General features: G+C 55.4%; 12 protein-coding genes. 4 read left to right on the forward strand and 8 right to left on the reverse strand.

All coding sequences use genetic code 11. The annotated features are described in order from the left end of the window. Positions 1-17: 17 nt before the first annotated feature. On the forward strand, positions 18-2258 hold the full coding sequence (locus Pan97_RS20860; protein ID WP_144975991.1) for a type ISP restriction/modification enzyme: 2241 nt from the start codon (positions 18-20) through the stop codon (positions 2256-2258). Between the two features lie 5 nt (positions 2259-2263). Here the strand turns inward: Pan97_RS20860 and acs are convergent, their stop codons facing one another. The 3 genes from acs to Pan97_RS20875 form a co-directional block, all read right to left on the reverse strand. Beyond that, positions 2264-4219, reverse strand: coding sequence for an acetate--CoA ligase (gene acs, locus Pan97_RS20865; protein ID WP_144975992.1), 1956 nt, complete (start codon positions 4217-4219; stop codon positions 2264-2266). Positions 4220-4339: 120 nt separating this feature from the next. After that, positions 4340-5599 (reverse strand): DUF6807 family protein, encoded by a 1260-nt coding sequence (locus Pan97_RS20870; RefSeq protein WP_144975994.1) that lies wholly within the window; start codon positions 5597-5599, stop codon positions 4340-4342. 183 nt (positions 5600-5782) lie between these two features. Continuing rightward, complete coding sequence (locus Pan97_RS20875; protein WP_144975996.1) at positions 5783-6583, reverse strand: polyprenol monophosphomannose synthase; 801 nt, start codon at positions 6581-6583, stop codon at positions 5783-5785. Positions 6584-6702: 119 nt separating this feature from the next. Between Pan97_RS20875 and Pan97_RS20880 the strand changes: the two genes are divergently transcribed. Continuing rightward, on the forward strand, positions 6703-7983 hold the full coding sequence (locus Pan97_RS20880; protein ID WP_144975998.1) for an MFS transporter: 1281 nt from the start codon (positions 6703-6705) through the stop codon (positions 7981-7983). An 11-nt stretch (positions 7984-7994) separates the two neighbouring features. Here the strand turns inward: Pan97_RS20880 and Pan97_RS20885 are convergent, their stop codons facing one another. The 4 genes from Pan97_RS20885 to Pan97_RS20900 all read right to left on the reverse strand — a co-directional run bounded on the left by Pan97_RS20885 (position 7995) and on the right by Pan97_RS20900 (position 13493). Continuing rightward, the gene (locus Pan97_RS20885) at positions 7995-8939 is read right to left on the reverse strand and encodes an SDR family oxidoreductase (RefSeq protein WP_144976000.1); all 945 of its coding nucleotides are present in this window, start codon (positions 8937-8939) and stop codon (positions 7995-7997) included. 76 nt (positions 8940-9015) lie between these two features. Continuing rightward, positions 9016-10578, reverse strand: coding sequence for an SMC family protein (locus Pan97_RS20890; protein ID WP_144976002.1), 1563 nt, complete (start codon positions 10576-10578; stop codon positions 9016-9018). Positions 10579-10587: 9 nt separating this feature from the next. Then, positions 10588-11985 (reverse strand): ExeA family protein, encoded by a 1398-nt coding sequence (locus Pan97_RS20895; RefSeq protein WP_165698887.1) that lies wholly within the window; start codon positions 11983-11985, stop codon positions 10588-10590. A gap of 137 nt (positions 11986-12122) precedes the next feature. Further along, on the reverse strand, positions 12123-13493 hold the full coding sequence (locus tag Pan97_RS20900) for a hypothetical protein (RefSeq protein WP_165698888.1): 1371 nt from the start codon (positions 13491-13493) through the stop codon (positions 12123-12125). Between the two features lie 159 nt (positions 13494-13652). On the opposite strand from Pan97_RS20900, the gene Pan97_RS20905 reads away from it, so the two are divergent. Together Pan97_RS20905 and ahcY are read left to right on the forward strand one after the other, a co-directional pair. Continuing rightward, entirely contained in the window at positions 13653-14327 is a 675-nt protein-coding gene (locus Pan97_RS20905) for a phosphoribosylanthranilate isomerase (RefSeq protein ID WP_165698889.1), read from the forward strand. 249 nt (positions 14328-14576) lie between these two features. Continuing rightward, positions 14577-15905, forward strand: a complete 1329-nt coding sequence (gene ahcY / locus Pan97_RS20910; protein ID WP_144976009.1) for an adenosylhomocysteinase — start codon at positions 14577-14579, stop codon at positions 15903-15905. 84 nt (positions 15906-15989) lie between these two features. On the opposite strand, the gene Pan97_RS20915 is transcribed toward ahcY, so the two are convergent. Then, complete coding sequence (locus tag Pan97_RS20915; RefSeq protein WP_144976011.1) at positions 15990-16250, reverse strand: hypothetical protein; 261 nt, start codon at positions 16248-16250, stop codon at positions 15990-15992. Positions 16251-16354 lie beyond the last annotated feature (104 nt).

The raw sequence follows: 16354 nt of genomic DNA on the forward strand, positions 1-16354 counted from the left end.
GGAAGGATCCATCTCACGTGAGCGTCGGGCAGTCTGCTTATCGAATCGAGGCCGAGCTCGCCAAGAATTTCCCGCAGCAGCGTCGTGACCGGGGCGTGTTCTATACCCCCTGGGAAGTTGCCAACCGCGTCGTTTTTCAAGTCGATGAACGTTTGAAACGGGACTTCCACCTCCCTGATGGTCTGGCCGACATGGCAACTTGGGAGTCGCTTCGATCTCGCTTGAAGATCGAAATACCGCAAGAGGTTGATGCTCATCAGCCTTTCGTGAAAATCTTAGAACCTGCCGCCGGTACCGGCATCTTTCTGATCGCCGCACTGAAGCAGATGCATGAGAACATTGTGTCGGCCGCACGAAATCGAAAAAGTGCCGATACCCGTTGGCAAAAGTACGTCGCCGAAGATCTGCCTGGCCGTATGCATGCGTTTGAAATCATGCCAGTGGCGATCGAGCATCTACAGAGTTTGCTCTCGCAGTTCTTGGAAGACCATGGCGCTGCGAAGAAGAACCTTGGTCCTGTTTCGGTCTACTGCGGAAACGCATTGGAAGCCAAGGTCCATGCGCAACTCGGTTCGCCTGCGACGGTCGTTCTAGGAAATCCTCCCTATGCAGCGGCCTCAACGAATACCAGCGCATGGATCAAGCAGTTACTACGGGGTAAAACGCCCGAAAACGCAAACCTGCGGAGCTATTTCGAGGTCGACGGGCTGCCGCTACAAGAGAAAAAACTTTGGCTGCACGACGATTACGTCAAATTTCTGCGTATCGCGCAGTGGCACATGGAGCGAGCCAAGTATGGCGTCATAGGGTATGTGGTCAACCATGGATTCATTGACAACGTCACATTCCGCGGCCTTCGATTTCAGCTGCTTGATCAGTTCGATTCCATTGATCTGCTTGACCTGAATGGGAACACGAAAAAAAGAGGGACCACGTCTCGACTCACACGCGATGAAAGTGTGTTTGACATCGGCCAAGGTGTCGCGATATCGATTTTTTCGAGGTCACCTACTGCCCAAAGGAAACAGTCGGTTCGCTACGGTGAACGCTGGGGGCCACGTGAATCGAAGCTGAAAGAGCTTGCCGAATCCCCGTGGGACGATCTTGTCGATCAAAAGATTACCCCCCTACCCCCTCACTATTTCCTAAGCCCTCGCTCTTTCCATGCGTCGCGCGAGTATGACCGGGGAATCTTGATCACCAAGCTATTCCCTCAAGGGACTTCCACCGTCGTTACCGCGCGCGATGCCCTGGTCATTGATACGTCTCGCGAGCGGCTCTTGGCCCGCATCGATGAATTTCGTAATCGACGCGTATCTGACGAAGAGCTGCGGACCAAGTATTTCCCACGTCCGCGGAGCAGCCAGTACCTACCAGGTGATACGCGCGGCTGGAAGCTACCCAAGGCGCGAGAATTACTGCGGGAGGACGATCAGTGGCAAGATCGAACCGAACCGTGTGCCTATCGCCCGTTCGATCGTCGCTGGATCTATTGGTCTTCCAGCATGATCGACTGGCCTCGCGGCGAGGCCATGGATGAGATGCGGCATGCGGATGCGCTGGGTCTGGTGGTGCGTCGCCAAATGCCGACGGACCGCCCCTGCAACTTTTTCTTCGTCGCCGATTGCCTGGCGATCGATGGGCTTCTGCGAAGCGACAACCGCGGTAACGAGACTCTTTTGCCTCTGATGATTCACGGGCAGGAGAACATCGATCGCAATCGCTTGCCTGCGTATTTATCCGATGTTCCGGCTCGGTCGATCATGGCGTATGTCTATGCGCTCTTTCACTGCGACCAGTACCGCACTCAGTTTGCATCTCATCTGCAAGTCGAGTTCCCACGCGTCTTTTTCCCTCCAGATTACGACATCCATTGTCAGCTTTCGGAACTGGGAGAACGACTGATTTCGCTGCACTTGCCAGTTGAAGACCTGGTATCGGGCGAAATCGATCCCCCTGCTGTTCCTGTCGCTTCCGGTCATCCCAAGCACCGAGATGAACGGATTTGGATCGACGGCAATACACCAATCGCCCAGGCCGACACGGATGCGTGGCTCTTCCATATCGGAAGTCATCAAGTGCTACGAAAATGGCTGAAGGATCGACGTGGGATGGTTTTGACCAACGCAGAAGTTGCCCACTACGGTCGCATCATTACCGCAGTTCAACAGACGAAGTCGCTCATGCGACAGATCGATGAAACCATAAAAAAGCTCGGTGGGTTGCACCGAGCTTTAGGAATTTCCAAGCTTGCGTGACAGGCCTAGTCTTCTTCACGAAGTTTGGCCAATACCGAATAGTCTTCAAGTGTCGTGGTATCTCCTACCACCTCTTTGCCCGAAGCGATGTCGCGGAGCAAGCGACGCATGATCTTTCCACTGCGTGTCTTGGGCAACGTTGCCGTGAAACGGATGTCGTCAGGAACGGCCAAGGCGCCGATTTCCTCGCGGACATGCTTCTTCAAAATGTCGCGAGCCTCTTCCGTGTCGTCCGTTCCCTTGAGCGTCACGAAGGCAGCAATCGCTTCCCCTTTGACTTCGTGGGGGCGACCAACGACCGCAGCTTCCGCCACGAGAGGATGCGATACCAAGGCACTTTCCACTTCGATGGTACTCAGGCGGTGACCGGCGACATTAATGACGTCGTCGATTCGCCCCATGATCCAGTAGTAACCATCTTCGTCGCAGCGGGCATTGTCCCCGGCCAGATACTTACCGGGGACCTTGGACCAGTAGGTCTCCTGGAAACGTTCTTCGTCACCCCAAACGCCACGCAGCATGCCCGGCCACGGCTGCGTGATCGTAAGCATCCCGCCTTGGTTGGTTCCAACTTCGTTGAGGGACTCGTCGTAGATTCCAGGGACGATACCAAACAGCGGCCGCGTGCAACTACCAGGCTTGGTAGCAATGGCTCCGGGAAGGGGCGACATCATGATGCCACCGGTCTCGGTCTGCCACCAGGTATCGACGATCGGACATTTTTCGGAACCGATCTTCTTGTGGTACCACATCCAGGCTTCTGGGTTGATGCCTTCGCCGACGGTCCCCAGCAGACGCAAGCTCGACAGATCGTGCTTATCGACCCACTGATCGCCCCACTTGATGAAAGCGCGAATGGCGGTCGGAGCGGTATACAGAATAGTGACCTTATACTTCTCGACGATCTCCCAGAATCGACCTTCATCGGGATGGTTCGGAGCCCCTTCGTACATCACGCACGTGGCACCTGCCGAGAACGGACCGTACACCACATAGCTGTGCCCGGTAATCCAACCGCAGTCCGCGGTGCACCAATAGATGTCATCGTCTCGATGGTCGAAGACCCACTCGAAGGTCTTCTTGGCGTACAGATTATAACCAGCGGTCGTATGTAGAATCCCCTTCGGTTTTCCTGTCGAACCGCTCGTGTAAAGGATGAACAGAGGTGTTTCGCTGTCCAACGAAGTCGCTGGGCAATCCTCCGAGGCGGCATCCATAAGTTCGTGCCACCACACGTCTCGGCCAGACTTCATCTCGACATCGTTGCCTACGCGTTTCAAGACGATGCACTTCTCGATTGATTCCGATTTCTCAAGAGCTTCGTCTACGATCGATTTAAGCGGCAGTTCTTTACCACGACGCCAGCCAGCATCGGCCGTAACAATGACCTTTGCCTGGGCATCGTTGTTACGATCCGCGATCGATTCGGCTGAGAAACCCGCGAAGACAACGGAGTGAATCGCGCCGATCCGGGCACAGGCCAACATGGTAATCGCCAGTTCGGGGACCATCGGCATGTAGAGCGAAACGCGATCCCCTTCCCCAACGCCCAGGCTCTTCAGGGCGTTGGCACATTTGCAAACCTCGGCGTGCAGTTGTTTGTAAGTCAGCGAGCGTTGATCGCCGGGCTCACCTTCCCACAGGATGGCCGTCTTTTCCGCAGTCGGAGTCCCCAGGTGGCGGTCCAGGCAGTTGTAGCTGACGTTGGTCTTGCCGCCGACGAACCACTTAGCATTCGGGCAATTCCACTCAAGGACCTCTTTGTAGGGCTCGAACCAGTGGAGTTCTTCCTTGGCGAACGTGTCCCAGAATTCAGGCAAATCCGCTTTGGCTTCTTCCCACTTCTGCTGGTACTCTTCGACCGACTTGACCCGGGCCTTCGACGCGAACTCTTCGCTGGGGGGGAAGAGCCGCGATTCGTGCATCACGTTGTCAATTTGCCCGGTTTTACCATCCGACATGAACAGTACATCCTAAAAGGTTTACTAATGATGGAGTATTTTCCGTTGGGGTGAACACGCGATTTTAGGTACGGGTAACCGAGGTGTCAACGAATGCTCCCGAGCCCCGCTTTCAAGTGATTACCCAGCTTCCACCGTCACTTTAGGTGGATCGACGAAGTCATCACGAAGCTGTTTGATCTCGGCAACGTCCATCTCGCCGGGTTGAAGCCAGAGTCGATAGTTTAAATCGAGTGACTTGTCGCGCGGGATCTCGGTGGCGAAGTAAGAACCAAACCGGCCGTAATCTCGTTCGCTGAAGCGGGCAGGTTTGGGATTCTCGGGCGAATCGAGATAGCAACAGGTGTAGCGTTGATCGAACGCGACGAAGCTGAGTGCGTTGAATTCAAGATCGACGTGCTCTTTGTTGCCTGGCCAATTGCGAAACTTGCCTGGCTCTCCTTTGCCGTCCGGTCGAACGTAATAGGTCTGCTTGGCAGTCTTATCAGGCACGTGCTGAGTAGCCCGGTATTGGAACCCAGCGTGCTGCGGATCGCCATCGACTTTCAAGTTGTCGGCCTTAGCGGCCAGCTCAGACGTGAAATCAATCAGCTGGGCTCCGTCGACGTGATAGACGGTCATTTGCCGAAGTTCGGTAGCGAAGGTTTTGCCGTCCTGGCCGTTCCAATTGATCTCAAGAAGTTGCCGGGCCATGACCGGGCCCACTTCCTCGCGAACAAACGCCTCGTGCGTCTGGCTTTCCTTTTTGTTGCAGTGCCAGACGTCGGCAGACTTTTTCTTGTCGTCTTGCTCGTAGCTGATACGGTTGAAGCCGTAGAAGATGCCGCGATGATGTTGGAACAAGCCGCCTGGTCCCTTCGTCAGCAGGTTCTCACCCTTGGGATCGAACAGGTGATGATAGACCTTCATCGTTTCTTTGCGACGGTCCTCTGAACTGGTAGCAACGGCCTCGTACATGTAACGCAAAACGGGACGATCGCCGAACAGCAGGTCTTTGTATTTGCCTGCTTCATCTTGGAAGTGAAACTCGGTCACGCCTTCTTTGTTCTTCAAGATGGAAACGGCGAACTCGCGTTCCGGTCCGACCAACGACTGCGGCAGCACCAAGTGCAGCTCGCGGGATAGCGGATCGGAAGCTGGATTGCCCAAGCCGGGCTTGGTGAGTTGTCCGTAGAGTGTTTCTCCACCGACTGCCGTGAGTTCGACTAGCTCGACTTCGGCAAAATTCTTGGGGACTGAAACGTCAACTTGCAATGGGATTGCCCGCTTGGCATCCCCCTGGGCAGCCACTTTAACCTGGAAGGTCTCACCAGCGTTAACACCCGAGAGACATGGAAAACCTAGGATAACGGCAACGAGAAGCGTACGTACGGAGAACATCGATTGGGACCCTTTCGACGTTGAGGGGCAGGGAGTAAAGCATGTTCCATCATAAACCCGCGAGAATTCACAAACCACTAGTGAATGGTTGCGGATGGAATAATGCCCCCTATCTGGCAGGTTTTCAACTAGATCCGCCAGAATTCGCGTGGATTCGCGGCCGACTTCTATCTCGATGACGATTTAGAACGGACGCCAGGCATTCAGTCCTAGCCGAAAGATCGTCCAGACCGCGACCATCGCTTTCCGCATGTTGATCTTGGAACTACCGTGTTGCCGTTCGACGAACTGGAAGGGAACTTCGACGAACGTCGCGCCCTGTTCTTTCAAATGGTAGAGCACCTCTTCGAAGAACGAGTACCCGTAACTCAGAAAAGAGTCGAAGTCTATCTTTCTCAAAAGATGCACTGGGTATGCGCGAAAACTTCCACTGCAGTCGGCCATGGGCAGCCACAATAGCCACCGCGTGTACACGTTGATGCCGCGGCTCATGAAGTGCCGTTTCATAGGCCAGCCGCTGATGCCCCCTCCCGGGACGTATCGCGAGCCGATAACAACGGTGCTTTCGGATGGCCCGGCCTGCCACGCTTCAAGTAGGTCGGGGATCTTTTCCGGTGGATGACTCAGGTCAGCATCGAGATTGATCATCACGTCGTAGTTGTTGTCGATGGCATACTGCATTGCGGCGATGATGGCGGAACCTAGCCCCGGCTTTCCCTTGCGATGCAGACAGTGCATCCGCGCATTCATCTTGGCGTGCTCTTCGCACCACTGGCCGGTCCCATCCGGCGAGCCATCGTCGATCACCAGCAAATCGGCCTCGGGCAAAGTGTCCACGAGACGTTCGACGAGGTTGGGTAGGTTCTCGATCTCGTTGTAAGTGGCGATCGCAACCAGGACGCGTCCAGTCTTCACGCAGTGCTCTTTCCCCTTCGCCAGATCGCTATGGGTAGTCGCCTCGGTTTTGTCAGCGATTTTGCTCATTTTGTTCGTCAAAAAATCGTGCTCGGACTGTCCTGGTATCGGCTTCCCAGGATTTCCGGCCAGGGAATGCCTATACTTACATTCTAACCCGAGTGACCGCAAAACCGAGACGAGGACCCATGAATTCCGCCGTAGTTACGGCCGATGAACCATCGACTGCCCCGCAAATTGCTTACGGCCGTGAATTCTGGCTGGCCTACTTTGCCAATACGGCGCTGATTGTCTGTAACAGTTCCCTGTTCCGTTACTTCGACTTTGTCAATTATCTCGGTGGTGACGAGTACGATCTCGGGCTGATCACTGGTTTCGGGATGGGAGGAGCCGTGCTGGCACGGTTTGCCCAGGGGGCGGTCATCGATCGGTTCGGAACTCGCGTCGTTTGGCTCGGTTCACTTTGTCTACTTCTTTGTGCAATCATCGGCCACTTTGTCGTCGGTAACGTCGATGGTCCGCTGATCTATCTGCTTCGCCTGTGCTACATGGTGGGCCTTGCCGGTGCGTTTGGAGCTTCGATCACGGCGATTTCGCTGAAAGCTCCCAAGGGGCGAAGTACCGAACTGATTGGCGTGTTGGGTTCATCCGGGTTCGTAGGCCTGGCCATCGGACCGTTGATTGGCGACGTTATCTTCGCAGGCGAAGCCGCCATCGAAGCGAAGATCAACACGATGTTTCTGGTTTCCCTGAGTGCCGCTTCTGTTTCGATTTTGCTTGCGTACCTGGCGACACGGAAGGATAAACCACGACGTTCCAGCGACCATCCATCTTTGATTCGCTTGATCCGCCAGTATCATCCCGGCTGGATGCTGGTCATGTCGTTTGCCATGGGTGTGGGCGTCTTGTTTCCGCAGATCTTTCTAAGAAGCTACGCCAAGGAAATTGGCATCGAGCACATTAGCTCGTTCTTCCTGGTCTATGCGATAACGGCATTTACCTGCCGGTTGCTCACTCGCAAAGTCCCCGAACGCATCGGGGTCAAAAACGCAGCCACCATCGGCATCTTGCTCTTGTCGATCAGCTTGACGCTTTATTTGTTGGCCAAGAATCCCTGGCTGTTGCCGCTGCCTGCGATCGTCGGCGGCATGGCCCACGCATTGATCTTTCCGGCGATCATCGGCGGTGGAAGCATTTCGTTTCCGAAGAAGTACCGCGGTACCGGCACGAACCTGATGCTGGTGATGCTCGACTCGGGCGGCTTGTTCGGCCAACCACTGATTGGCGTAATGATCGCCAGCAGCCGTAAGGCCGACCTGCCTGCGTATCCAATCACATTCGTGACCGTCGCTGTCCTCTTGACGGTCATTGCCCTATTGAATCAACGATTCGCCAAGCCGATCGTGTCGCAGGAAGAGGATCAACCGGTGTTGGAAGAGCGATCGCACTGCGTGAATGAGTCGCTGTAGACTCCTTCAAACTACGCCCGCTGCAGGGCCAGTTCGCGGTAATACTCGATCGAACGCTTGAGCCCTTCGTCGAAGTCGACTTCGATCTCGTAGTTCAACAGCTTCGTGGCGAGCGTATTGTCGGCCATGCTGTCACGGACGTCGCCAGCTCGAGGGGGATCGTGCTTGGCTTGAATGTCCGTTCCCAAGTATTCGTTCAGCAATTTGAGCAAGGTTAGAAGTGAGGTGCTCTTGCCATTGGCAACGTTGATGATGCGACCTGCGACGTTTTCGGCTGCCATCGCGGTCAAGTTGGCATTTACGATGTTTTTCACGTAAGTGAAATCTCGTGACTGCTGACCATCGCCATACACGACCGGCTGCTTACCACTCAACAGCAAGGTCAGAAAGATCGGAATCACGGCCGAATAGGGACTGTCGGGATCTTGTCGCGGACCAAAGACGTTGAAGTAACGCAATCCGACCGTTTCCAGGCCGTAGGTGTGATAAAAGGCCTGGCAGTAGTATTCACCGGCCAGCTTGGCAACGGCATAGGGAGAAAGGGGAGCAGGCAAATCGGTTTCGCGTTTTGCCAGGTTGGGCTGATCGCCGTAAGCACTACTCGAAGCGGCATAGACGACGCGTTTGACGCCAGCCTTGCGAGCTTCGTTCAACACGTTCAGCGTACCGGTGACGCAGTGCAGGTTCGTATCCAGCGGTCGCTCGACGCTCAGCGGAACCGATGCGAGTGCCGCTTGGTGGAACACATATTCGACGCCATCAAGTGCTTTGGCCAATTCGTCGGCGTCGGTAATCGAGCCTTCGACAAACGTTGCGTTGGCGTGATCGGGCAGATTCTTTCGGCTGCCGGTGCTGAGATTGTCGTAGATGACGACCTCGTCCCCGCGGGCCAGCAAACCGTCAACAATGTGAGAACCGATAAAACCGGCACCGCCGGTAACAAGATACTTGGCCATGGCAACTAGTCTGGCTGAGGGTTTGTTCGTCTGGGCAGATCGCAACGACTAACGACTTAGCAGCCAAGTATAGCACTTAATTGCGGCTGGAGGTGGCAATCAATCCGGCTAGATCGACCCCCGCTTGATGGTAGCAATCGACGGCAGCCTGAATATCCTCTCGTGATACCGTTCCAAGATCGGCTTGAAGATACGACTTATTCGCAACTTGCGCGAGCAACCACGACGCCGGGCTGTCGGGACCTTCTCCCGCGATCAAAACGATCGAATTGGCTTTTAAGATTTCGCGAATCTGATCACGTAGCGATGCCAGATCCTGTTCGCTATTGGTCAGCATGAAGGAGGACTTACCTGCCGGAATGACCGAAATCCCCGTTTCGCTGTCACGATAGGTGCCGTCTTGGCGGTAGGTTTCGCGCCGGACGGTCTCGAAAAGCCCCGGACTCGATTGTAGTCCCAACTGAGCAGACAATGTTTTGTTTTTGAGCGCGCCGTCAACCATGAAGACGTCACATGCGTTCCGACTAAGCCAGGCCGCCAGACGAATGGCCAGGCCTGAAGCATCACGCTCCGGCAGACAAGTTCCCAGGAAGATGACGATTGGCTCGGTGATCGCCGAAGGTTCGATAGCGCCAAAGATGCCGTCGCAAAGCTGGATGAGTTCCTGTGATAGCTGCGGATCATCAAGCAAGGTGATGGCACGACGCAGCGCATCGGTAACCGGGATCGGCTTCTCCGGCGTCGAAGATCGCGGCTGCGGCTTGAAGATCGCCGAAGCATTGACAGGCTTCGGCGCTGGCGCACTTGGTTTGGGCTGGGCCGCCGTTTGGGCCTCGGGAACCACAACAGCAGCAGCAACTTTGGCCTGGCGTTGTACTCGTGCTTCCACGTCGTTGAGCTGTTTCGCGAACGACTCTTCCTGACGCTTCAATTGTTTGAGCAGTTCGGTCTGAATCGTCTTTGAGGATTCCTGGTGCGACTGGAGCGAGTCCCGTAAGCGAACGATTTCCTCCTCGTATCGCTTATCGTACGAAGCTAGCTGCTCGCGAACCTGCTGGATATCTTGCTCCGCGTGCGACTCGCTGGCCACAGGCGGAGCGATCGCTCGGACCTGCACCCGCTGCTCGACCTCGCTCAGCTTCTGGGCGAAGTCTTCCTGCTGCTTTTGCAACTGATTGCGAAGTTCGGACTGAATCTCTTTCAATTCCGCTTCGATCGACTTCGACGATTGCTGATGGGTCTCAAGCGTATCACGCAGCCGAATGATTTCATCTTCGTGTCGTCGATCGTGCGACGCCAGTGCCTCTTTGACCTGCGACACTTCCCGGGCAATCTTGTCCCGCTGTTTCAGCATCCCGGCAAGTTGTTGCGTCAGCTTTTGGATCAGCTCGTTTTGCTCGGGCGAAGCCGTCGATGTTAGTGCCGGTTTGGTCGCTGGTTCCTGGGTCGACTCCTGCATGACGATCGTTTGCGTCATGGGTCGCTCCGCGGAAGCAGCAGGCGAAGATGACTGTCCGGCGTTTGACTCGTTGCTCACTGCAGGCGACCCAACCGACGGACCTGAGGGAGCCCCTTGCGGAGGATTAGCCTCAGGCACATCCAATTGCAGACCTTGCAGTGCTTTGAGAAAACGAGCCATGACTTCCGTTTACGCGTGTTGACGACGCAGTTGCGAGAATAATTGACGATACGTGCGGCGACGCGGCGCAGGCATCTTGGGATGTTGCGGTTCTTCCACGCGTGGTTCCTTCGAGTCGATCACAATAATGTCGCGATCATCCCAGTTGGAAAACCCAGTGGAATGCGTGGAGAAGTCGCGCGACACGACCATTCCTTCTGCCTGGGTGTAGTTTGGTTGAACCACTTCGACTTCAGCCGGGTTATCCTCGGATCCAACCAGAAATGCGGCGATCTCGGAATTGCGAGGGCTGACGACGCGGCGAATGCCTCGGACCTCTTGATCACCCAGCGAGGCAAAACGATCGAGTACGATCTCTTCTTTCTCGAACTTCTCCTCGAACGGGTTGGCCGCATTCTGAAATGTCAGTTCTACCTCAGGCTCCTGGACGGCTTCCGGCGGGAACTCTTCCTGCTCTTCGGTCTGGGATCGATCTTCGAAGCGAACCACCGAAGGGTACTCGACCGAAGAATCAGTCTTGGTTTCTTCCAGCGAGCCAAACTCGATCAGCGAATCGGTCGAGTGGGCGTTGTCGGTCCGGATCTTTCGCTTCGGAGCCGGGAGCCGCTGCAGGTCGGCCCAGGCCTCTTCCACGGCGTCCGCATCCAACTGCATCTCATCCCCGAGCGCGGCCAACAGCAACGCGTGGTCGCAGATTTGGTTTACCAGGCGAGGCACCCCTTGGCTTCGCTGTGCGATCGCTTCGATTGCAGAGTCGTCGAAGATTGTCAGCTTGGCTCCAGCCCCTACCAACTGCTGGCGAACGTATTTGGCAACCTCGGCGGTAGACAAAGATTGAAGATACGCCCGTGCACCGACGCGTTGGTTGAACGACGTCAGATAAGGACTTGCCAGGCGTTCTTCCAGCGACATGTTTCCCAACAGGACAACTGATACGCGGGAGCGATCTTTGCTGGCGAAGTTCGTCAGCAGTCGAAGTTCTTCCAGAAGGCGAATGGGCAGAAGATCGGCTTCATCGGCGAGAATGACGATGCCCATCATTCGGCGGCTTTCCAGACGCTGGACATACTCGGCGAACTGAATTCGCAGTTCCCCTTCTTCCAGGCCGCGACATGGAAGATCGAGTTCGTAGGCGATGGCTTGAAGCAAAGCACGTCGCGAACCACAGTGACCACTATTCAGGCGGACGACTTCGAAATCATCTTCCAGTTCTTCCTGCAGCCTCAAAGCAATGGTTGACTTGCCAAGTCCTGGTGCCGAGATCAACGTGCCGATACCTTCGTCACGGCGAACACATCGCAGCAGAGTCTCGATCGCTTCCAGGTGAGAGTCCGTTTCCACGTAACCGACCAAGGACGGGACACTGGGAAATGGGCGATGCGACAATCCAAAAGTTTCTTCGTACATGGTCATCCGTGTCCCGGGAAGGGTATAAACTCCGCGTCCTTGCGGCTGGTCGAACAAATGAATCGAGAATGCAGGGCTTTCTTTTCATCGGCATTATTAGCCGTCATTCTCCAAACGGAGGGATAGACAAGCCGCTCTTACGGCAATGTTGGAATAAGACTACGTAGCAATTCTCGCATTGCTGCCAGCGGATCATCACGCATCAGCAGACTGAACTCGGGTTGCGTTTGCGTTGCTAGCACCACCAGGCCGATGACGGTCACGATCGTTAGTTCCGCAAGTCGCGTCAGCAAGAAGGAAGTTCGTCGGAATTGCCAGTGGCGCTTTGTACCAGGTTGTTCGCCGCCGGTAAGGGTGATGGTGCCTGCGACGGGAATTGGCGTCGCCACAGCTAATTTGTGCGGCGATGAAATCACGACGGGACTTGCCGAGCTCGCAGCCATTTGAAAGGCGATCAGCCCCGCAAACACGGCCCAACCGCCAAGCACCAACAGTGCCGTCGATCGCCAGATGCCACCAAGAGAAGTGACCTCAATGTCACCTAAGTGCTGCATCGTGATCCCACTCAGAAAGCTCAACGCTTTGGCGGCATCCTTTTCTCGAAGTTTCAGCGCATCGAGCCGAGTTTGATTCTGTTGAAGCTCGGTACGCAGGGCGGCGATTCGTTGCTGATGCTGCTCGGCTATCTTTTGAGAATCCGACATCGGCTCAGGCGGAAGAGGTTGCGACGGATATTCCGCCAGAGAAGCGAACTGTACCTGAAGTTGCTCGAGCTTCTTTTGGTGGTCTAAAACAACAGGGTGCCGAGGCGTGCGCGTTTCCAGCAGTTCTTTCAAACGCAACTCGGCTTGCTCTAGTTGCTGCCGAGCTTGGACCCAAGCCGGATCTCGCGGCAGGGGCTGCTTGGTCGGGGCTGGTGGCATGCTACCTGGCCGTGCGGCTTCGAGAACGCGAAGTTCCGCATCGAGAGCGGCAACCTCGTTCTGTGTGCTTTTGAGCTGATCGAGGTAGGTGTCTTCGATTCCTGATACCTTCTCGCGTTTCCAGTCATTAAACTCGCGATCGAAATCTTGCACGATTCGGGACAACAATCGCGAACAAGCCAAACGGTCTTCTCCGTAATAATTCAAGCGGAGAGTAACCTGGCCGCCGACACGGTGGGGGGTCACCTCCAAGCGGCGACGGAGGATTTCCAGAGCGTCACTATCATCAGCAACTTTTAGGTCCTCTCGCAGCTGCTGGTCCTGCGACAGATACTGAACCAGTAGTTCATCCGTCGTGGCGGCCAGAAGGATCTCTTCGACCAACGGTTGTAAATGAGCATGGGCTTCGGGTTCGCGAGAATCGGAGACGATCGTTGCGTGACCTCGGGCCACGAATCCAGAGCGATCCGATCGGCACCACGGCAAACCCACCAATATGACCGCCACCACCACGACCAAAGCGCGATACCAAACCCAAAGACCTCCACGGCGAGATCGGGGTGGAATGTAGCGTGGCTTAGACATCGACACCAACGGGTCACCTTGAGCAAAGATTGCTGTAAAATGCAGGCAAGGAGAACCGTGCGTCCTCCTGACATCACCGCTATCTACCTTGCATCGGTATCGCGAGGAAGAATATTCCGTCTAGCGAGGCGGTTAACGAATATACGGACTTCGTCGATCATGCCTGTCCCTGACATTTTCCGCATCAAGATCTGCGGTTTGAGCGATTTTGAGAACGCCGTTGCAGTCTCGCATAGCGGGGCCGATGCGATCGGTTTGAACTTCTTTTCGCAAAGCAAACGCTGCGTCGATTTAGACACTGCCGTGAAAATCGCCAACACAGTTCGCGGCGAAGTTCAGATCATCGGTCTGTTTGTGAACGCGGCGCCATCCGAGATAGAGCAAACCCACCAGCAAGTCGGCTTTAACTGGATTCAACTGCATGGAGATGAATCGGTCGAGTTTGCTCAAGCCGTTCATCAGTCGACCGGCGTGCCCATTCTGGCTGCCAGCCGCGGCTCACTGATTCGTTGGGCGACACTGCCTGACGACTTCCATCCTCAGGCGCTTCTGATGGATGCCGCCGTTCCGGGTTCCTTCGGCGGAACGGGGCACCTTTCCAACTGGGATTTGGCAGCGACCTGGCGCACTATGCCGCACCTAAAACACTTGGTGCTAGCTGGAGGTTTAACCCCCGAGAACGTTTCTGAGGCGATCCGGGCCGTTCAGCCGTCGGCGGTCGATGTGGCCGGTGGCGTCGAGGTTAGTGGTCAGCCTGGCGTCAAGGATCTAACGAAGGTCGAAGCGTTCGTCACGGCTGCCCGCAAGGCCTTTGCCGAGCTTCCTAAAGAATAATGCGAATGCGAGAAGTGCCTGGTACGTCGTATCTCTTGAAATCCTACGACTTTCGCAGCTGTAACCCGGGATTTCTCGTTACGCTGAACCCCTCATCCCGGGTTGCTAAAGAGTGCCAGCACTTTATCATAACAGATTAATTGCGGCGCAAAATTTTTGCGTTTTTTATGGGCCCAGCGGCGACCCACTGAAGTGGAGTTTCGCAATAGGCTCATCTCCCGGTCCCTCCAATACAAGGTGGAGTTCATAGTGTCCCAGGTCGAAAAGCTTCCGTACAAGGTCAAGGACATCTCCCTCGCGAAGCGTGGACGTCAAGAAATCAAACTGGCCGAAGTCGAAATGCCTGGCTTGATGGCCCTTCGTGAGAAATACCGCGACGAGAAACCTCTCGCTGGAGCACGCATCGCTGGCTGTCTTCACATGACCATCCAGACAGCCGTGCTCATCGAAACGCTCGTCGAACTCGGCGCCGAAGTGACTTGGAGCAGCTGTAACATCTTCTCCACGCAAGATCACGCCGCGGCCGCCATGGCGGAAGCCGGCATTCCAGTTTATGCCTGGAAGGGCATGTCCGAAGAAGAATTCGACTGGTGCATCGAACAAACCATCTTCTTCCCTAGTGGCGAACCGCTGAACCTGATTCTGGACGATGGTGGCGACTTGACCGCTATGGTGCACAACAAGTTCCCGGAACTGCTGGATGGCATCAAGGGTCTCTCGGAAGAAACGACCACAGGCGTACACCGCTTGTACCAGATGCACCAGAAGGGCGAACTGAAGACGCCAGCCATCAACGTCAATGACTCGGTCACCAAGAGCAAGTTCGACAACCTCTACGGTTGCCGCGAATCGCTGGCCGACGGTATCAAGCGTGCCACTGACGTGATGGTTGCCGGTAAGATCGTCGTCGTGGCCGGTTATGGAGACGTCGGAAAGGGCTGTGCCCAATCGATGCGTGGCTTTGGTGCTCGTGTGATCATCACCGAAATCGATCCAATCATCGCTCTGCAAGCCGCGATGGAAGGTTACGAAGTTTGCACGATGGAAGACTGCTGTGATCGTGCCGACATCTTCGTCACCACAACCGGTAACCGCGACATCATCACCGGCGAGCACATGGAACGCATGAAGAACGATGCGATCGTGTGCAACATCGGCCACTTCGATCTCGAAATCGACATGGCCTGGCTCAACAGCCGCAAAGACGTGGCCAAGGAATCGATTAAACCAGCTTCACAAGAAGGCGGCCCGGTCGATCGCTATACCTTCCCCGATGGCCACAGCATTCTGGTCCTGGCCGAAGGCCGCTTGGTGAACCTTGGTTGTGCCACCGGTCACCCCTCGTTCGTGATGTCCGCCTCGTTCACCAACCAGGTGCTGGCCCAGATCGAACTCTGGAAGAACGCCGAAGCTTACCCACTGGGCGTCCACGTTCTGCCGAAGTCGTTGGACGAAGAAGTGGCCCGCCTGCACTTAGACAAACTGGGCGTAAAGATGACCAAGATGACCCAAAAGCAAGCCGACTACATCGGCGTGCCGGTCGACGGTCCATTCAAGCCAGATCATTATCGCTATTAATCTGGCGGGGCCAGAAATGGCTTCACTTGTGAACTTAGCAAAGGGACTCGTTAGTACGGCGAGTCCCTTTTTTGTTGTGCGAACTCAATTGCGTGCCTTCCAGCGGATCATACCAACCAGGCAACCAAAGTAGACAGCCAGTGCGGCAATCGAACCGCAGAAAAATCCTCCGATTGCCTCATCGATCGCGGTGTCATCGGTGGATGAAAGATCGATCCAGGTGACAACCAGGCTACCGACAACCATCATGGTGATGCCAGCCAATAGTCCAATCGGAAACAGCTGAGCAAAGCCAAGGAGGATGCTGTACCATTGCTCTTCGCTATCTGCGGTATCATACCGCATCTTTCGTTTCAGACTTGCATATCCATTGAACAGCCCAGGCGCTGAAACAAGGCCCCCTAAGACAAGTCCAATCCCAGGTGCAGGAATACACAGCCCCAGATTGC

The sequence above is a fragment of the Bremerella volcania genome (genome assembly GCF_007748115.1).
Classification (GTDB): domain Bacteria; phylum Planctomycetota; class Planctomycetia; order Pirellulales; family Pirellulaceae; genus Bremerella; species Bremerella volcania.